Here is a 19,296-nt window from a genome sequence, read left to right as displayed (position 1 = left end):
AAGCCCTCACCCCTCCCCTAACCGACTGTACCAATAATTCTAATTTGTTTGTTATCAGGAATTTCCTGATAAGATAAAACATGCAGGTTACTTGAAATGTTACGCACAAAACGTGCCAGAACTGATCGAATGCTGGGTTGCACAACCAATACGGCCAATTCTTGTTTAGCCTGTTGTTGTGCTGTCAGTTGAACAAGGGCCTGTTGTAAGCGATCAGCCATCCCTGGTTCAAAACTTACCCCCTGGCCATTGTTTTGAATGGTGTTTTGCAATAATTGTTCCAATTCAGGCTTGAGTGTGATGATTGGCAGCTCTTCATTTAAGCCACTTATTTTTTGCGTAATTAACCTGGATAAGGCCACTCTGACCTGACCGATTAGATAATCGCTTTCTTTTGATTTATGCGCTGCTTCTGCCAAAGTTTCAACGATCGTTCGAATGTCTGACAAGGGGATATGTTCAACGAGTAATCCTTGTAACACTTTATTTACCGCCCCAAGCGACATGGTTTCCGGCACAAGTTCTTTCACCAGTTTGGGGGAACTATTTGCCAATTTATCGAGCAATTGTTGCGTTTCTTCATAACCCAGCAATTGATAACTGTTTTCTTCCAGAACTTGACTGAGGTGGGTGGCAACGACAGTAGAGGCATCCACTACGGTATAACCTAAAGTATGCGCCAGCTCCTTTTGATTTTCGTTAATCCAGACCGCATCCAAACCAAAAGCTGGATCTTTGGTCGGTTGTCCATCCAGTTGGCCAAATACCTGCCCGGGATTGATGGCTAGCCACTTGTCGTTAAAAATGGCCGCTTCACCCATAATTACTCCAGCCAAACTAATGCGGTAATGGTTGGGTTTCAGATCGAGATTATCACGAATATGCACGGTAGGAATTAGGAACCCTAATTCTTGAGAAATTTTCTTCCTTACACCTTTGATACGCGAGAGTAATATTCCGCCTTGTGAGCTATCAACCAAAGGGATTAAACGATAACCCACTTCAAGGCCAATGGAGTCAACCGGATTAACATCGTCCCATGAGAGTTCACTGCCTCCACTCTCAGCGGCAGTCTGGTTGCTGACTTCCATTGTCTCCGCTTTTGCTTTTTGTTGATTCTTAATCATCATCATGTAAGCCATAGCTCCTAGGCCTGCCGCCAAAATTAAAAAGGCAACATGAGGCATTCCGGGTATTAAACCAATAATCGCTATGATTGAAGCAGCAATGACTAAGGAGCGAATGTTGCCAAACACTTGACTTACCAAGGCCCGGCTCATATCTTGAGCTGCTGAAACCCTCGTTACCATAATGGCAGCAGCCGTAGATAACACCAGCGAGGGAACTTGCGCAACCAGTCCGTCACCAATAGTTAATAAAATATAATTATGTAAGGCATCACCAATCGTCATGTCGTGTTGCAGCACGCCAATAATCAATCCACCAATCATATTGATGAGCAAAATTAAAATACCGGCGATGGCATCACCTCGAACAAACTTGCTGGCACCATCCATTGAGCCATAAAAATCGGCTTCCTGAGCCACTTCAGCACGTCTTTTGATTGCCTGTTCCTGATTGATTAAACCTGCATTCAGATCAGCATCAATGGCCATTTGTTTTCCAGGCAAAGAATCCAGTGTAAACCTTGCGCTCACCTCAGAAACACGCCCTGCTCCTTTGGTTACCACCACGAAGTTGATAACCACCAAAATGATGAAGACAACCAAACCAACCGTGTAATTGCCACCAATAACTACCTCTCCAAATGATTGAATCACCTTACCGGCTGCCGCAGTCCCTGTATGCCCATTGAGCAAGACTACCCGGGTTGAGGCCACATTGAGTGAGAGCCGCAGCAAAGTGGCAATCAGGATCACTGTTGGAAAAACCGCAAAATCCAAGGGCCTATCACTATAAATTACCGCCAACAGAACAATGAGAGACAAAGCGATATTAAAGGTAAATAAAATATCCAGAAAAAAAGCAGGGAGAGGTAATATCATCATACTAAGCATGATGATAAGCATAATGGGTGTACCTAAACCCTGATGCATCCATTGTTTCATGTAATGCAATACGGCATTCATCATGCGTTCTCCTCAGCATCTCGTTTTAATTCTTCTGGAATAGGAACTTTTTGCAGAAATTCAGGACGTTTTTCATAGTGCTGTTTATCTCTAAGCTGAAAGATATAAGCCAAAACCTGAGCCACAGCCACATAAAGCCCTCGAGGTATTTCCCGATTTAATCGGGTGGAAAAATAAATCGCCCGGGTTAAAGCCGGAACCTCAAGCAAGGGCACCCGATTAGCTTGTGCGACCCGGTTGATTTGCAAAGCGATTAAATCCTTCCCTTTGGCCACAACAATTGGTGCTTTTTGACTATTTCGTTTATAACTTAATGCAACGGCATAATGCGTGGGGTTTGTAAGCACAACATCGGCTTTAGGTACTTCACTCATCATTCTTCTTTTGGCGATTTCCTGTTGTGCTTGTCGAATGTGACTTTTTACCTCCGGTTTACCTTCCGTCTCCTTGTACTCATCTTTGACTTCCTGCTTGGTCATTTTCAATTGTTTGCGCTGCTCATACCACTGGAAAGGCACATCCACGGCGGCAATTAAAATAAGACTGGCACTGAGCACAATAAATGCCCACATCACCAGACCCAATCCATGGGTTATTGCTACTTCTATGGAAAAATGAGTCAGCTTGAGCAAGGAAGGAATTTCTAATTTAAGAAGAAAAACAGCCACTACTGCCACCAGTGAGAACTTTAAAAAAGCCTTGGTCATCTCAACTGCGCCTTTGAGCGAAAACATTCGCTTTAAACCCTTTAACAGACTTAAGCGAGAAAACTTAGGCAGTAATGCTTGGGTACTAAAAACCCAGCCTCCCATAAAAATAGGGGCAATCAAGGTTAAGATAAAAAGAAGCATTAAAAATGGGAATAAAACCCAAAATCCATCTTGCATCAGAAGAAATAATTTGGCTAATAAAAGCCAGGGCGCCCTTAAGTCCTCGCTGTTAAATTCAAAAGCCTGACGCATGATTTGCATGAACTGTTGCGACAAATAGTGGCCAAATACGAAAAATCCAATCCCAGAAAACAATAAAATTAAAGTGGCATTCAGATCTTTTGAACGTGCTACTTGCCCTTTTTCCTTTGCCTCCCTCAAGCGTTTTGCAGAGGGTTGTTCGGTCCGCTCCTGCGATTGTTCTTCATCTGCCATTTAATGTAATAGTCCTACTATCAATTGCATACCTTGCTCAAGGCTTTTTCCAGCTTCGGCGGAAATCCCTGGCAAACTGATATAAATAATGAACATTCCCATTAAAAGCGTGATAGGAAAACCCATAGAAAACAGATTAAGCTGGGGGGCTACTCTTGCCATCACCGCAAAAGCAAGATTGACGATAAGCAACGCCAAAATGGCTGGCAGAGCGACTAATACCGCTTCTTTAAACATCCAACCTGAAAACATGATGATTTTGCCTAAGGATGAAGCATCCAGAGAGATTTTTCCTATCGGCAAATTCTGGAAGCTGCTTAATAACGCCTCAAGAATCGCTAAGTGGCCATTGAGGTTTAAAAATAAGAGGCTTATTAACATCAAATAAAATTGGCTAAGCAAAGGCACACTGACTTTGCTTGCAGGATCAACCATAATGGCAAATCCAAGCCCAGTTTGCATGGCAATCACTTGCCCGGCCATAATAAAAATTTGAAATACAATTTGCAGGATAAAACCCATCAAAACACCCAAGAGAATTTCCTGAACCAAAAACAGCACATAGCCAGCGTTAAAATGCAAAAACGACAAACTTTCGGCAATAAAGGGTGCACATATAAAAGACAGGGCCATTGCAAAAATAATACGAATCCGAGCGGGGACCATTGTTGAAGAAACCAGGGGCATTGTAAGGAATAAACCGCTTATCCTTGGCAAAGGCCATATAAATTTACTAAACAAGTTAATCATGTCCTGATACTGAATATTCATATTTAACCTATCAAATAGGGAATATTGCTAATTAATGAATCCGTATAACTGACAATGGTTTTTAAAAGCCAAGGTCCTGCAATCACCAACACCAGAAACGTAACCAACAATTTCGGAATAAAACTCAAACTCATTTCATTAATTTGAGTAGCCGCTTGAAACATGGCAACCATAAGTCCAACAACCAAACCAGGAAGGATAAGCACCAAAAGCATTACAATCATCACGTAAATGCCCTCGCTAAATAGCGACACTACGGTTTCTTCCGTCATTACCCCTCCCTCCTAAGGACCTGCTATTTTCTAAATAGCAAAGCTTGATGCAAGTGATCCCAGCACCAAAGTCCATCCATCCACCATGACAAACAACATAATTTTAAATGGCAAAGAAATAATCAATGGTGACAACATCATCATTCCCATCGCCATCAACACGCTGGCAACTACTAAATCAATAATCAGAAAGGGTAAAAACAAAATAAATCCAATTTGAAAAGCCGTTTTTAATTCACTGGTTACGAATGCAGGAATCAATATGCTCATCGGTACATCTGAAATAGACGGATAATGGTCGTGACTAAATTGTTCAAACAGTGATAAATCATTCTTTCGGGTTTGATTCAGCATAAATTTTCTTAATGGCTCTTGCGCGCGTTGCATAGCCTGTGGAAATTCAAGCTGATCTTCCAGATAGGGCTGAATCGCTTTTTCATTGATTTGACTAAAAATGGGCGACATCACAAAAAATGTGAGGAAAAGAGCAATACCAATAAGAATCTGGTTTGTGGGCGTTTGAGCCATGCCAATGGCTTGGCGAAGAATTGAAAGCACAATAATAATTCTGGTGAAAGCCGTCATGGCCATGAGAAGCCCTGGCAAAACGCTTAGAAGCGTCATAAAAATTAAAATCTGCAAATTGACGCTGTAGGTTTGCGCTCCACTCGGCGCGCCTGAAACAGTCAGAGCAGGTAAAGACGTGGGACCAGCTGTTACGAGCATAGGAACAAGCAACAAAAGCAAAGCAACAAACAAAGTGGTGTTTTTTTTCATTTCTTTACTACTTTCCGAGGGCTGTTTTAAGGAACTCACTAAATGAACCTTTGTCATTCAATAAAAAACCACTCGGCAATTCTTCACCAAAATCATGCAGTGTATTGATACTTCCAGCAGTAATTCCCAGCAATAAATAACGCTTACCCACATTTAATAACATAATTTTTTCTCTCGTCCCTAAGTTCATGCTTGCAATCACTTTAAAGGCATTGCTACTACCAAAATTGACACGATTTAGACGTTTTAGGAGCCAGGACAAAAAAACAATGACGCCCACAACCAACAACAATCCAGCCATTACTCTTATTAATTCAGTGTGATTGATTGAGCCCGTTCCAGTTCTACTGCTAGCCCAAATAGAAGCTGAAAATAGGGTGGCCACTACACCAACAACATGTCTCATCTTAAGCGCTTTATCCTCTCTGTTTTACTTACAATGTCTGTTAACCTCACCCCAAATTTGTCATTTACGACAACAACCTCGCCATGAGCCACCAATGTCCCATTGACCAAAACATCCAAAGGCTCCCCTGCTAAACGATCCAAAGCAACAATTCCACCCTGGTTAAGTTGCAATAGATTTCGGATGGTCATTTTGGTGCGACCTATTTCAACGGTGACAGCCACCGGAATATCCAGGATTACTTCCATCTTTTCGACGTCGTTTTCTTGAGAAGTGTTGTTTTGTTCCTGGTTTTCAGCCGCTTTTGGCGCAGATTCCGTTTGATTACTCAATTCAACTCTCCTCAATAACTGATTTTCTTAATAATTCGTACGGCTCTTTTATCGTTCGCACTCCCCATGATGGCTGTAAAACCAGGAGTACCCTCTATATCCAAGGTCACTTCCTCGTTTTTTTCCATAGGAATGAAATCACCCACTTGCCACTCCATTACTTTCCCAAGAGTGGTACTTGTTTTAGCCATGACCGAGCTGACAATCAACTTTACATCCATTAATTCTTCTTTTAGCGACATTACCCAATTGGGATCAATTTCATCATCAGGTCTGGCTGCGCCGAGTTCTAATTGCTGTTTGATGGGTTCAACCATTGAATAGGGTATAACAAAGGAAAAAGAACCTATTTCCTTACCAAAATCCAAAGTAAAGCGACTAACCAATAGCAATTCGTTTGGTTCACCGATATGAACCAACTGTGGGTTGGTTTCATCACCAACTTTGAGAATATCCAATTTTATAATGGGAGCCCAGGCTTGCTCTATGTTATGGACGAGCTTGCCAATTATAATTTCCATAACCCGAAGCTCAGTTGCGGTGAAATCGGTGCGATTGGTTTGTGCTAGAAATTGAGAGCTGCCGCCGAAATAATAATCAACCAAATCATAAACAAATGTACTATCAAAAAGGATAAGTGCTTTTCCCCTCAAGGGCTTAAAACGTCGGATGGTCATTAAAGTTGGGTTTGGAAGGCTGGCAAGAAATTCCCGATGCTTTACCACTGCCAGAGGCTCTTGCTTAATTTGTAAATCTTTAGCCATTAACTGGTAAATGTCATTGGCAAAAAAACGAGCCGCCCTATCGTGTATTTTATCAAGTACCGGCAATTCGCCGCGAACCACTCTTTCCTGACTAGCGAAGTTAAGTACCTGAACGTCTTCCTCATGCTTAACTGCAGTCGTCTGGAGCTCATTATCATTGTCCAGAGATGAGTTATTTTCAGTTGAAGATTCTTCGTCTACTGCATTTAGCAGGGCATCAATTTCTTCAGGAGATAATACTTCTTTTTCAGCCATAAATTCCCTGTACTTCCAAACAGCTGCTCTGAGCTATACTTATGTTGCGACGGATCTTAAGCAAGCTCTATGCCAATATTATTTTTTAGGCCTCTTGCTAACGAAGACATTTCGTTTCTTTGCAAATCATGACAAACTTTTAAAAGGACAATCTATTATTGTATCTACTGGTCATCAATCAGAGAATTCAGGCTAAATTATGCTAGGTGCGAATAAAACACTCTCCAACTTCAGCAATGCGGTTAAAACCAGTGCCCACTGCCTGCGTCCTGACAATGAAGAACAACTGGGCCAAGTATTTAATCAAACCGATGCTCTTTTAGCGCGGGGAAATGGCTCAAGCTATGGGGATTGCTGTGTTAACCATGAAGGTATCATTGTTGATACCACCAGATTAAACCATTTATTATCGTTTGATAGGGCCAGCGGTTTACTAACAGCACAGGCCAGCGTAACCTTTGCGGATTTATTTTCTGTTGATCCATCCTATATCCCACCTGTAATACCAGGCACGCTGCGCGCCACATTAGCTGGTGGTATTGCCAATGATGTCCACGGCAAAAATAATCATCAATCCGGCAGTTTTGGTCATCACATCGCCTGGTTGGATCTTCAGTTGGACAAACAAAGCTATCATTGCAGTCCTAAGGAAAACAGGCAATTATTTTACGCCACGATAGGAGGTTTAGGGTTAACCGGAATCATCAAACGCATAGGCTTAAAAATGCGAAAGGCGTCTCATTTTGTGGTCGCCGGAGTGGAGAAATATGCAGAGCTTAAGCCCTTGCTTGAGCGCATGCAATCCCAGGGCATCCAATATGATTATCAAGTCGCCTGGCTGGATTTGCTCAATCAACCTCAGCGTGCGGTATTATCTTTTGCCAACCACAGCGAATTGGTCCAACCTAAATTGCGTAGAACTTTTAGCATCCCGAAGTTGCCATTCAGGCTTTTGTCTAGTTGGAACATGCGCTGGTTTAACCGTTACTATTTCAGTTCCTGCCAGAGCAAGGAAGTCATTCTCCCCCTTCCTTATTTTAATAATCCCCTTGATGCAATCAGTCACTGGAATCGTTTATATGGACGTAAGGGGTTAATTCAATTTCAAGCTGTTTTTAAGGAAGATGAAGCTTATGAGGTGATTCAACGATTATTGCAAATGATAAATAATGCCAACGCGAATCCTATGTTGGCCGTGCTAAAATATTTTACGAAACCAGGCGACGGTCTCTTGTCTTTTCCTCAGCCAGGCTTTACCTTAGCCATTGATTTTATAAACAACAGACAAGCTCAAACAGCAATCAAGGCAATGAATGCTTACATCAGTGACATAAAGGGTAAAATTTACCTTGCCAAGGATTTATTGCTCACCCCCGGGCAGTTTCAAGAGCAATATTCCAATCATCAGGAATTTATTGATCTGCTGCATCATTATCAAAGTCCGATGTCTTCTGATCTCAGTCGTCGATTGGAAATTACCTCATGACGAAAAGAACCTGGCTGATTCTTGGTGCAAGTTCCGTTATCGCAGAAGAATTCGCAAATCTTGCGGCACTAGCAAAGAATGATTTGATTCTGGTTGGCCGCAACTTAAAACAACTTGAAATTATCGCAGCGAACATTCGCCTGCGCCACGGCATAGACAGCACTGTTCTTTGCATAGATTTTGCTTCCGACATCAGAAATCTTCTGGATTTACTCGGACAGCAATCTCAGGAATTTGATTTATTCATTGCTCATAGTGTGATGACTCAGAATGCACATTTGTCAGCCCATGCCATCGATGAATTGCTCCATACCAATGTTGTAAGCACAGTGCAAATTATCCACAGCTATCTACAACGGATTCAGAAAAGTTTCCACATCGTATTTTTAAGTTCGGTAGCTGCCTGTCGGGGCCGCAATAAAAATAGCCTCTATGGGGGCAGCAAGGCAGCCGTTGAAGTTTATTTACAAGGTTTGCAGCAAACGACTAATAAAAATCTCCATATTACCATTGCCAAATTGGGTTTTATTGATACCGGCCAAACCTACGGGATGCCAGGAATATTTTATGCATCGCCACCGAAAGCTTGCGCAAAAGCTTGTTGGAAAGCAATGCAGAAAGGAAAGCCACAGATTTTTCATCCTTTTTTTTGGTGGCCTCTAATGAAGATCATCAAGGCACTACCTTTTTTTATTTATCGCCGGTTAAAATTCTAAGTCTTAGCGAAATAGCCGAATGGGTGGCAGTACAGGATGGATGATCGCAAAGAATTGCAAAACATAGATAATTAAAATAATTAAAACAACGAGATTCAGTAAAGTCTTAATGGCATAAGGCATGGGTATCAAAACATTAACCAGCCACATTGCAACACCAAAAACAATAATAATTGCCAATAAATTCAATATTTCTGCCATGATGAAATTCCCTATCTGTTGCTTCTTTAATTAGTGTAGTACAAATTAACAAAGCTCCGGTTTCATTTGGGATTAATCCCACTCCATATAATTTTCAACGCCAGGGTCACGCCATGCCACAGTTGGTTTTCGTTCTGTTTTGGCTTTCTGCTTCTTGACAAGAATTTTTGTATTGTCGTCTGAATTCTTTAAAGCTTCTTCCAAGCTAATAAAATTAAAACCATTTTGCTTATACAGATTAAGTATATCAGGTAATACATAGGCATTTAGCAGGTTGGCATGGATAAGCAAAATTTGTGGTTGCTCAGGTTTATGCGCCAGTTTACTGTGCTCTTCCGCCTTAAGTGTTTGTTTCCAGATAAAATCAATGTAGCAAGGTTTTAAAACCTCGAGAAAACTCCGTCTCTCATTTTCAGGCACAGCGTAAAGGATTTGGTTAAACAGGAAATCTTTACTGTCGATGGTAATTGGAGCAATCTGGTAGTTTTTCGCTCCCAAAAATTGCAAGACTTTGTCTTTTTTAGCACCATGACTCATTGCGAGATAAGGATAACGAAAATATTTAGGCTCGGTCATGATGGGCAATAAAATTTTGTCCGCAGCATCAATTTCCTGAATGTAAGCACCGGCATTCATTTTATTTAAATTGGCATGGGAATAGGTATGATTACCTAATCCTAAACCTGCATCGTGAAATTTGCGCAGCATCGTCCAATTGTCTTGAGTTACTTCTCTGGCAATGACAAACCCTGTTGCCGGCACTTCATTGCTTTTTAATGCATCAATGATCATGTTGAGGTGAAAATTCTTACTCTCGCCAACGAAAGGTAAGTCATCAATGGTAATGGCAATTTCACGCTTTTGAGCCAAGCTCAAGTTAGAAAAGCCTAAAAGAAACAACAAAATTAATAAACAGGTTTTTTTAATCAATGGAATTCTCATCAGAAATTAACATTTAAAGCTTGGTAACAAGAAAACAGCTTGTATCATCGCTGAATTATAAATTAGAAGCGCATGAGTTTAAACTGCGCAAATAATATCATATTTTTCAATGATAACCCATCGCGAATGTATTTTCATCACTTTGTTCTGTTTTAAATCAAGGCATTTTACCAGCAGATCTAAGTGATCGCTGACGATCTAATGTTTATCCTGATCTCTGAAGTTCGTCTTCAGTAAGTCTCTAATTTCTAACAATATTGCTTCACCGCGAGTTAATTTTTCAGCTTCTTCCTGGCGTTTGATTTGCAAAAAGTTAATAAATTTTACGGCCACAAAAATAGCAAAAGCAATAATGGAGAAATCAATAATATTTTGTAAAAAAGCGCCCCACTTAATAACAGCTGCACCTATTTTAAACGCCTTTTCACTGATATTAATACCCCCGAGTAACAGCCCAATAACAGGCATAATGATTCCATCTACCAGTGAGGAAACAATTTTACCAAAGGCGGCTCCTATGACCACGGCAACTGCCAAATCAATCACATTGCCGCGCATGGCAAATTCTTTAAATTCACTCCAGAAACTCATTGCCTTAGCTCCTGTCTTTGCCTTGATCGTCACCTGTCCACAGCCGCCAATTAATTGTTTAAATTACCTATGGCTACAAAGGCATCAGTTCCTGTAGCAGTTGGAATTGTTCTGGACTCATCACAACCATTGCCTTGCAAGCGAAAGACATTATGAAGTGAGCGGATGCCCTCATCTAGAAACGATGAATCAATCAGTACTGAAATCTTAATTTCTGAAGTGGCAATCAATTGAATGTTAATCCCTTTGGCTGCCAAGGTTTTAAACATTATCGAAACTACCTCAGGGTGACTTTTCAGCCCAGCACCAACCAGAGACAATTTCGCAAGGCCGGTCGTCCCGCTCACTTCTTCAGCCTTTAACGTTTCTGCAACTTGTCGCAATTGTTTTAAGGTGCTTTGATATTCATCGCAATGCACTGTAAAGGTAAAATCCGTCCTGTCAGGTGCTGACAAATGTTGGACAATCATATCCACGTTAACACCAATATCACTTAACACAGCAAGAATTCCTGAGGCAATGCCTGGCGAGTCTGGAATACCGGATAGGGTTATTTTTGCCTCTTTACGGCTGAAAGCTATTCCTGTGACAGAAGGAGATTCCATGCTGTTTTTTTGTTGATAGGTGATTAAGGTACCTGGCCCCTCTTGTGAAGAAGATAAGACCCGCAAAGGAATATTATACTTACCAGCAAATTCTACCGCCCGTATTTGCAATACTTTTGCGCCCAGGCTGGACAATTCCAGCATTTCTTCAAAAGTAATTTGCTCAAGGCGCTTGGCATCAGGAACAATCCTTGGATCAGTGGTATAAACGCCATCCACATCTGTGTAAATTTGACATTCATCGGCATTTAAGGCCGCAGCGATTGCAACGGCTGTGGTATCTGAGCCGCCACGACCCAGGGTAGTGATATTGCCGTCCCCGTCTACACCCTGGAATCCTGCAATAACCACGACAGTCCCTTGTTCAAGATCCTTAAGAATAGGTTGCGTATCCACAGCTTGAATACGCGCTTTCTTAAATTGGCTGCAAGTCTGAATTCTTGCCTGCGCTCCCGTATAGGAGCGGGCTTTAATGCCACGATTAATCAAAGCCATGGCCATTAAAGCCATTGAAACCTGCTCACCTGTGGAAACTAGAGCTGCGTATTCACGCTCATCCGGAAGTTCACTGATGTTATGAGCAAGGCTGATTAATTTATCCGTTTCGCCACTCATTGCTGAGACGATTACAACCACGCTATGACCCGCTTGCTTCGCCTTGGCGACAATGTCAGCCGCATGATTGATATGCGCAAGCGTAGCCAACGACGTTCCCCCGAATTTCTGCACTAGTAATGCCATTTCAGCGCCCCGTCTTATTCTTATTAAACCGCGTGCTCAACGATCATGGTCTGAATCTGTGAAATCTTTTCCTCAAGATCTTGCGGAACACGTCCCCCACCTTGAGCCATATCTTCCCTGCCGCCTCCTTTGCCGCACAAATGTCTAACCAAATCGGCAGCTGTCGGTACCCGGCCTAGAAGGCTTTTGCTCACACCAACAACAACATTCATCTTATCTTGATCAACAGCAATCAACACGATAACGGCATTATCCAGACTGGATTTCAGCTGATCCAACGTTGTTCTCAGCGTTTGACTGTCCCTATTCTCAAACTGCTTAATGAGCAAGTTAACACCATTTAGCCTCTGTACATCTGAAAGCAGATCAGCACTGGATTTTGCAGTTAATTTATCCTGTAAACGCGCCAATTCTTTTTCCTGCTGCTTAGCATCATGCAAAAATTGTGACAATTTTTCAGTCACATTTACCGTAGAGGTTTTTAATTTTGCAGCAATGCTATTTAATTCATCGATTTGTTGATTAACCCAATCGAGCGCATATTGACCGGTTACCAATTCAATGCGTCTTATACCACTGGCAATCCCATACTCCGCGAGAATCTTAAATAGACCAATATCCCCAGTCCTTGCGGCATGGGTGCCGCCACATAACTCTTTTGAGAAACCACCCATTGAAAGCACCCGCACTGAATCACTGTATTTTTCACCAAAAAGAGCGACAGCCCCGCTTTTTTTGGCTGAATCAATGTCCATCACTTCCGTTACTACTTCTTCATTAGCTCGAACTTGTCCATTTACCAGGGCTTCTATTTCCCTTAATTGTTGGGCTGTGAGTGCCTCAAAATGAGAAAAATCAAACCTGGCCCTTTCCGCATCCACCAGGGAGCCCTTCTGCTGCACGTGAGGACCGACAATGGCTTTAAGCGCAGCATGCAAGAGATGGGTAGCGGTATGATTTAGGCGAATAGCTTGGCGGCGAGAAGCATCGACTTCAGCGCGAATGTTTTGCTGAGGTTTGAGCTCCCCTTTACAGAGTTTTCCATGATGGACAATAGCCTCGCCAATGCGTTGTGTATCTTCTACTTGAAAAACCGCATTGCCTCCAGTCAACTGGCCTCTGTCGCCAACCTGCCCCCCACTCTCAGCGTAAAATGGAGTGTTTTCAAGAATGATGGCGGCATTTGAACCTTCAGACAGGTGATTAACTTTTTCCCCATCGCGAAGAATCGCAATGATCCTGGAATCCAGAGCTATTTTTTCATAACCATGAAAAACAGTAGATTCTGCCAATTGCGTTGTGCTCGAGTAATCTGTGTTGAACTGACTTGCAGCTTGGGATAATTGCCGTTGTTGTTGCATGCACTGATTAAAGCCGTCCATATCAATGGATAAATGTTGCTCTCTTGCTATATCAGCGGTTAAATCCACTGGGAATCCATAAGTGTCATATAACTTGAAAGCCACATCTCCTGGAATTTCCCTAGTCTTTAATTGCTGAATTTGCTCTTGCAATAGACGCAAACCTTGATCCAGGGTGCGGGCAAATTGATTTTCCTCTAACGTTAAAACACGTTCTAATTGCGTACGGTTGCTAATCAGCTCTGGATAGGCATCACCCATCACCTCAATGAGAGGTTTTACTAATTTGTAGAAGAAGGGGCTTGGCAAACCCAATTTATGCCCGTGACGCACCGCGCGACGTATGATTCGACGAAGGACATAACCTCGGCCCTCATTACCGGGCATGACACCGTCTGCAATCAGAAAAGAGCAAGCACGAATATGATCCGCAATTACTTTTAATGAGGGGTTATCGGCGTCGACCCCTGGAGCCAACTGGCAAATGGCTTTGATTAAATGCTGGAAACTGTCTATTTCATAGTTGCTATGGACGCCTTGCACCACTGCAGCAATGCGCTCAAGTCCCATCCCGGTGTCTACTGAAGGTTTGGGCAAGGGGTGCAAATGCCCTTCCTTGCCGCGATTGAATTGCATGAATACCAGGTTCCAAATTTCAATGTAGCGATCCCCATCGGCATCCGGGCTTCCCGGAGGACCGCCAGCAATATCAGGACCATGGTCGTAGAAAATTTCAGTGCATGGGCCGCAAGGACCTGTATCACCCATCGACCAAAAATTGTCTTTTTCACCGCAACGAGAAAATCGCTCTGGCGATACAGCTATTTCTTTTAGCCAAATATCGGCGGCTTCATCGTCGTCTTTATAGACGGTTACCCACAAGCGTTCTTCCGGGAGTTTCAACACCTTGGTTAAAAATTCCCAGGCGTATTGAATCGCATCGCGCTTGAAATAATCGCCAAAACTGAAATTGCCGAGCATTTCAAAGAACGTATGATGTCTGGCTGTATAACCTACATTTTCAAGGTCATTATGTTTACCACCAGCTCGCACACAACGCTGCGAGCTGACCGCGCGGCTGTAAGGGCGTTTTTCCAACCCCAGAAAAGTATCTTTAAATTGTACCATTCCTGCATTGGTAAATAATAAAGTGGGGTCATTTGCTGGAACCAAAGAACTCGACTCCACCACTTGATGGCCTCTTTCGGCAAAATAATTGATAAACGCCTTTCTGATTTCTGAACTGTTCATGCTTTTATAATTCATAATTAATTATAGCTTTGGGTTAATTCGAATAAGGAAATACAATTTTAGCAATGATATCAGCAGGAAAGCCGCGGTAAGACAAAAAGCGCTGTGCCTTTTGTAATTCCGCGAACGATGGTTTGCTGAGCTGTTTAAATTTCTTATCCCATACAGCTTGTGCATAATCACGCCAATTCTCGTGTTCTTCCTTAAGAATTTCATCAATCAACTCACGAGAAATGTGCTTGTTTTGCAATTCCTGAATGATTTTTAAAGGACCACAACCTTGGCGAATACGCAATCGGCATCGTGATTCAGCGAAACGGACATCACTTTGCAAACCGAGGCTCTGGCATCGAGCAATGGCTTCATCAATATCAGATGAGTTATAGCCCTTTTGAGCTAATTTTTCAGCCAATTCTCGAGCACCATGCTCGCGCCTGGCCAGCAGGCGCACGGCACAGTCCAAAGCTTTATTCATCCACGCTCTCAAGTGTCTCTTCCGCCTCAGCATTTACTGGTAATTTTTTAACCAGCAACTCCGCTCTGATTTGTTGTTCCAATACTTGGGCCACTTGAGGGTTTTCTTTGAGGTATAGACGAACGTTGTCTTTCCCCTGGCCAATTTTTTCCTGTTTATAACTGTACCAGGCACCTGATTTTTCAATTAGACCCAGTTGAGCCCCAAGGTTAATAATCTCGCTTTCGCGCGAAATACCTTCATTATAAAGAATATCAAAATCTGTCGTCTTAAACGGTGGCGCCACTTTGTTTTTAACCACTTTCACTCGGGTTTCACTGCCCAAGATTTCATCACCCTTTTTAATGGAGCCCACACGTCGAATATCCAGGCGCACGGAAGCATAGAATTTAAGAGCATTACCACCCGTAGTGGTTTCAGGGTTACCAAACATCACGCCAATTTTCATACGGATTTGGTTAATAAAGATAACCAAAGTGTTGGAACGTTTAATATTAGCGGTTAATTTGCGCAATGCCTGCGACATCAATCTCGCTTGTAAGCCCACATGAGCATCGCCCATTTCCCCTTCAATTTCAGCCTTGGGCGTTAGTGCCGCCACTGAGTCGACAATGATCACATCAACTGCAGCCGAACGAACCAGCATATCGGTAATTTCCAGCGCCTGTTCACCAGTATCGGGTTGAGAAACCAATAACTCATCCACATTCACGCCTAATTTGGCCGCGTAACTGGGATCTAAGGCATGCTCAGCATCAACGAAAGCAGCCGTGCCGCCTTTTTTCTGGCATTCCGCAATCACTTGCAGGGTAAGCGTAGTTTTTCCTGAAGATTCAGGACCATAAATTTCGACAATTCGGCCTCTGGGTAGTCCGCCAATACCTAAGGCAATATCAAGCCCCAAGGATCCGGTAGAAATGGCTTCAATGTCGCGCACTGCTTGGTTATCACCCATGCGCATGACAGAACCTTTACCAAATTGGCGTTCAATTTGAGCGAGAGCCGCACTTAGAGCTTTTTGTTTATTGTCTTCCATTATTTCACCCGACTTTTGTGCAAAGCCGAAATTATCACACAGATATGAGTCGGCAGCAAACTGGCTTTCCAGGGCTAAATCAGGTCCATCGATAACATTCGACAAGCCATAGAATAAATGGTTTGGGATATAATTATTTAACCTATTATTTTAGAACAGAAATGATGCCTTCTAAAGCTCGGATGCAAGCTTTTTCCCGAATCTTTTGCCTTGATGGTTCAGAAAAATGGCATCGCAGGGTTATTACAGGAAAATCCCGCATAGCCCAGGCAAAACAAACTGTGCCAACAGGTTTTTCGCTACTGCCTCCATCAGGCCCAGCAATTCCTGTAACCGCTAAAGAAAGATCGGCTGCGCTGTATTGAAGCGCTCCTAAAGCCATCGCCTCAGCAACCTGCTCACTTACCGCTCCATGACGCTGAATCAGTTCGGATTTAATACCCAGCATTTCTTCCTTAGCCAAATTGCTGTAAGTCACAAATCCCCGCTCAAACCAGTTTGAACTTCCTGGAAGCTCCGTAAGTAACCCGGCAATTAAACCGCCCGTGCAGGATTCTGCGGTAGCAATTTGTAAATGCCTGCTACGAAGTTCATTCGTCACTTTATCAACTAACTGGTTGAGATTGCTCATTCTTCTCTCATATAAAAAACCCCGCATAGGCGGGGTTTTAACAGGAACTATATATTATTGATTTGTTTTGTTCGTGTTATCGGTAGTACCTGTATTTTGGCCTTGAGTTTGCTCTGTAGTAGTTGCAGCGCCATTTTCAGCTTTTTTTTCTGATTGGTTGCCACAAGCAGAGATTAATACTGCCAGTGCGGCGGTTACAGCCAAAAGAGCTATACGTTTCATAATCATTTCTCCGTAGTTGATCATAGGTTTTTATTAGTCCCTTCCATAGTCTAGCAAAAATTTCTCTTAAGTGAAGAACTTACGCAAGATTTGCTGCAAATAAACTTTGATATCTTTCTTAGGCAGCCTGGATTATGTCCTTAGGCAATTTACCTAAACTTAATCACTAATCAAGCGCTCTTATGAAAAAAATTTACTCCCTCACACAGTAAATATCCGTTTGAATTACCTCATGATCGAATGGATTAAAAAAATCCTTGTTGTCCATTTTTGCCACACATGATACATTTAGCAATCATTCGGCTATTGAAGTTGCACAGCATGTTTAGATTAAGAAAACCAAAAATTTCAGAGTACCTCGTAGATATGGATGCTCATTCGTTCACTGTAAAAAACACTCTCTTAAAGACGCACGGGGTTAGCACTTGCATTGCTATTGCAATGAGAGGTTGTTTCCGTGAAGGGGATGATTTGATTCGCTTTTGCGGCCTTTGGCATTGGTCTGGATTTCAACATGCTGCACAACAGCCTACAGGTGAAGACATTCTAAATACCTTTTTTTACCATGCACAAGATGCTTTAGACTTTGAAGATGATGCCATCTTGCATTTGGATGAGTTGAGTTTCATAGGTGGTGAGAAAGAGCAAAGAGACGAGAACGGAGATATCCTGCTGAGCGGAACCGAAAGAGAGGTTCAAGCCCTGCGGAATGCCGTATCCAATTTGCAAAACCTCGATTTTTCAATTGAAATTGCTCCCTCAAACATTCATTGGCATAATTTTTACACTCAGGATGAGATGAGCATAAGCGTAGAGGTTCAGTTAAATTCAATTGTATACAAGATAATTATTGAAGAAGCGCTCATATTAAAACCTTAGAAGTAGCCGAACTCGAACCGTCTGTGTAAAATCCGTGAACTTATGCTTGCTCCTTAAGCAACTCAATCGCATCAGCTAATAATATTCAACGACGCAAGGATTCATCCAGTTGATCACGAATTTTGCCAGTACGCGAATGTGCAGGAGCATGAGCTATTTTTGCTGCAATATTTTGATAGTGAGAATCAGGAAAATTCTTTGTTTGTTTAAAAATTCCAAAAAAACTACTGCTGTGCCGGAAAGAATAATTATGTATAGCTCGGAATAAATTTTCATTAGAAGAATTGACATCCCCTGAATTTCGGGCAAGAGCCCAAGCCATAGCGCTTCTACCATTTGGATGCAGTTTTATATAGGCCGTTATATCGGCAATTGAAAGATCCGGTTTGCAGAGTAAGGGGCTTTTTCTTTTAAAAAATGAACTTTGCCCGTCGTATAAAGCAAGATAAATTTTCTGAAAGGCTAAAATTTTTTCTGCCTCTTTCGCTGAGCTTACTGAAGCAATTTTTTCCTGGTTTTGGGTATTTCCAGCTCGAATTCTTTCTGCAGAAGATCTAAAGATACTAGGCAGGCTGTGATAATCAAGCATACAAAAACCCAACTCGTTATTTGCTGTGGCATTTCCATAGGTTTTGGCTGCATCAATGGTCTTTTTAAGAGAGGGCTCAAGCTTTGCCATTTGCTGTTGAACTTCTTGAAAAGAAAGATTCTGATTTTTAGGAATTAAAATGCATTCCGCCTTTGAGTCAAGCTCAAAATATTTAAGATTGCGAAGGGATAATTGCCTTCGATATTCCAGATACCTCGGACAACCGACAATTACTATAAACCCATCCTCAGCGGTCATATCCCAAGTGTTCTGAAACCCCCTGACTCCTGCATCTCGCCTTTGTTGGGGATAGTCGTTATATGCGGTGAAATCAATGCATTCCAGAAGAGTAAGTTTAAACCGGTTTTTAAATGGTTCCGGCAAAAGATGAGTGATATTGAATTCAAAATCCGGGTTTTGTGAACCGTTTGCGTCAATGGTATAAAAATTTTCCTCATCATCATGTAAATGCTTTGTACTGCAAAAACTATGGAAATGAGAACATCCAATAACAACAGCTTGACCATTAAAATGAGTAATTGAGCGGCCCATAGAGATTTTATCTATACGACAGAGCAATGATTATAACGAAAGAAGATTAAGTAATTATTAGCTCGTTTTTCAACCACATCGGGAATTGATTAAGCAAGAGCATTCCTCTTTAGAGAAATTTTCTTGCATGGCCGAGCGCTTTGTTGTGCTGTTGAAAACAACCGAAGGGGTTTCGTTTACTGACTTAAGGCGGCTCCTTTGTTAAA

21 protein-coding genes are annotated in these 19,296 nt (G+C 42.1%); 3 read left to right on the top strand and 18 right to left on the bottom strand.

Annotated elements, in window-relative coordinates; translation table 11 throughout:
• Positions 1–17 precede the first annotated feature (17 nt).
• The 8 genes from flhA to fliM are packed head-to-tail and all read right to left on the bottom strand — an operon-like array spanning position 18 to position 6,812.
• Positions 18–2,090, bottom strand: coding sequence for a flagellar biosynthesis protein FlhA (flhA, locus tag EL203_RS04305; RefSeq protein ID WP_058472159.1), 2,073 nt, complete (start codon positions 2,088–2,090; stop codon positions 18–20).
• The gene (flhB, locus tag EL203_RS04300; RefSeq protein WP_058470351.1) at positions 2,090–3,235 is read right to left on the bottom strand and encodes a flagellar biosynthesis protein FlhB; all 1,146 of its coding nucleotides are present in this window, start codon (positions 3,233–3,235) and stop codon (positions 2,090–2,092) included. The genes flhA and flhB overlap by 1 nt, the downstream gene beginning before the upstream one ends.
• Positions 3,236–4,006, bottom strand: coding sequence for a flagellar biosynthetic protein FliR (gene fliR, locus EL203_RS04295; RefSeq protein WP_058470352.1), 771 nt, complete (start codon positions 4,004–4,006; stop codon positions 3,236–3,238).
• Positions 4,007–4,008: 2 nt separating this feature from the next.
• Entirely contained in the window at positions 4,009–4,278 is a 270-nt protein-coding gene (gene fliQ / locus EL203_RS04290; protein WP_058470353.1) for a flagellar biosynthesis protein FliQ, read from the bottom strand.
• 30 nt (positions 4,279–4,308) lie between these two features.
• Positions 4,309–5,055, bottom strand: a complete 747-nt coding sequence (gene fliP, locus EL203_RS04285; protein WP_058470354.1) for a flagellar type III secretion system pore protein FliP — start codon at positions 5,053–5,055, stop codon at positions 4,309–4,311.
• 7 nt (positions 5,056–5,062) lie between these two features.
• Positions 5,063–5,461 (bottom strand): flagellar biosynthetic protein FliO, encoded by a 399-nt coding sequence (gene fliO / locus EL203_RS04280; protein WP_082647136.1) that lies wholly within the window; start codon positions 5,459–5,461, stop codon positions 5,063–5,065.
• Positions 5,458–5,793 carry a flagellar motor switch protein FliN gene (fliN, locus tag EL203_RS04275; RefSeq protein WP_082647137.1) on the bottom strand — a complete coding sequence of 112 codons (336 nt, stop codon included), beginning with the start codon at positions 5,791–5,793 and terminating at the stop codon, positions 5,458–5,460. The genes fliO and fliN overlap by 4 nt, the downstream gene beginning before the upstream one ends.
• Before the next feature lie 11 nt (positions 5,794–5,804).
• Positions 5,805–6,812: a flagellar motor switch protein FliM gene (fliM, locus tag EL203_RS04270; RefSeq protein ID WP_058470356.1), complete on the bottom strand. Its 1,008-nt coding sequence runs from the start codon at positions 6,810–6,812 to the stop codon at positions 5,805–5,807.
• 199 nt (positions 6,813–7,011) lie between these two features.
• Here fliM and EL203_RS04265 point away from each other — a divergent pair, with 199 nt between their 5' ends.
• Together EL203_RS04265 and EL203_RS04260 are read left to right on the top strand one after the other, a co-directional pair.
• Positions 7,012–8,298, top strand: coding sequence for an FAD-binding oxidoreductase (locus EL203_RS04265; RefSeq protein ID WP_058470357.1), 1,287 nt, complete (start codon positions 7,012–7,014; stop codon positions 8,296–8,298).
• Entirely contained in the window at positions 8,295–9,014 is a 720-nt protein-coding gene (locus tag EL203_RS04260) for an SDR family NAD(P)-dependent oxidoreductase (protein WP_058470358.1), read from the top strand. The genes EL203_RS04265 and EL203_RS04260 overlap by 4 nt, the downstream gene beginning before the upstream one ends.
• 3 nt (positions 9,015–9,017) lie before the next feature.
• On the opposite strand, the gene EL203_RS04255 is transcribed toward EL203_RS04260, so the two are convergent.
• The 9 genes from EL203_RS04255 to EL203_RS14295 all read right to left on the bottom strand — a co-directional run bounded on the left by EL203_RS04255 (position 9,018) and on the right by EL203_RS14295 (position 17,070).
• Positions 9,018–9,215, bottom strand: coding sequence for a Thivi_2564 family membrane protein (locus EL203_RS04255; protein ID WP_058470359.1), 198 nt, complete (start codon positions 9,213–9,215; stop codon positions 9,018–9,020).
• A gap of 72 nt (positions 9,216–9,287) precedes the next feature.
• Entirely contained in the window at positions 9,288–10,157 is an 870-nt protein-coding gene (locus tag EL203_RS04250) for a polysaccharide deacetylase family protein (protein WP_058470360.1), read from the bottom strand.
• A gap of 198 nt (positions 10,158–10,355) precedes the next feature.
• Positions 10,356–10,748: a large-conductance mechanosensitive channel protein MscL gene (gene mscL, locus EL203_RS04245; RefSeq protein ID WP_058470361.1), complete on the bottom strand. Its 393-nt coding sequence runs from the start codon at positions 10,746–10,748 to the stop codon at positions 10,356–10,358.
• A 50-nt stretch (positions 10,749–10,798) separates the two neighbouring features.
• Positions 10,799–12,094, bottom strand: a complete 1,296-nt coding sequence (locus tag EL203_RS04240; protein ID WP_064108335.1) for an aspartate kinase — start codon at positions 12,092–12,094, stop codon at positions 10,799–10,801.
• 23 nt (positions 12,095–12,117) lie between these two features.
• On the bottom strand, positions 12,118–14,706 hold the full coding sequence (gene alaS / locus EL203_RS04235; RefSeq protein ID WP_058472161.1) for an alanine--tRNA ligase: 2,589 nt from the start codon (positions 14,704–14,706) through the stop codon (positions 12,118–12,120).
• Positions 14,707–14,740: 34 nt separating this feature from the next.
• Positions 14,741–15,181 (bottom strand): recombination regulator RecX, encoded by a 441-nt coding sequence (recX, locus tag EL203_RS04230; RefSeq protein ID WP_058470362.1) that lies wholly within the window; start codon positions 15,179–15,181, stop codon positions 14,741–14,743.
• Positions 15,174–16,217 carry a recombinase RecA gene (gene recA, locus EL203_RS04225; protein ID WP_058472162.1) on the bottom strand — a complete coding sequence of 348 codons (1,044 nt, stop codon included), beginning with the start codon at positions 16,215–16,217 and terminating at the stop codon, positions 15,174–15,176. The genes recX and recA overlap by 8 nt, the downstream gene beginning before the upstream one ends.
• A 145-nt stretch (positions 16,218–16,362) precedes the next feature.
• Positions 16,363–16,848: a CinA family protein gene (locus EL203_RS04220; protein WP_058470363.1), complete on the bottom strand. Its 486-nt coding sequence runs from the start codon at positions 16,846–16,848 to the stop codon at positions 16,363–16,365.
• A gap of 54 nt (positions 16,849–16,902) precedes the next feature.
• Positions 16,903–17,070, bottom strand: coding sequence for a hypothetical protein (locus tag EL203_RS14295; RefSeq protein ID WP_156413820.1), 168 nt, complete (start codon positions 17,068–17,070; stop codon positions 16,903–16,905).
• Positions 17,071–17,391: 321 nt separating this feature from the next.
• Between EL203_RS14295 and EL203_RS04215 the strand changes: the two genes are divergently transcribed.
• Positions 17,392–17,949 carry a hypothetical protein gene (locus EL203_RS04215; RefSeq protein WP_126320092.1) on the top strand — a complete coding sequence of 186 codons (558 nt, stop codon included), beginning with the start codon at positions 17,392–17,394 and terminating at the stop codon, positions 17,947–17,949.
• A gap of 85 nt (positions 17,950–18,034) precedes the next feature.
• On the opposite strand, the gene EL203_RS04210 is transcribed toward EL203_RS04215, so the two are convergent.
• Positions 18,035–19,090 (bottom strand): hypothetical protein, encoded by a 1,056-nt coding sequence (locus EL203_RS04210; protein ID WP_058470366.1) that lies wholly within the window; start codon positions 19,088–19,090, stop codon positions 18,035–18,037.
• Positions 19,091–19,296: the final 206 nt, after the last annotated feature.

The organism is Legionella jordanis (assembly GCF_900637635.1).
GTDB classification, from domain to species: Bacteria; Pseudomonadota; Gammaproteobacteria; order Legionellales; family Legionellaceae; genus Tatlockia; species Tatlockia jordanis.
The sequence above is the reverse complement of the archived record's forward strand: the minus strand, read 5'-3'. Positions and strand labels throughout refer to the sequence as shown.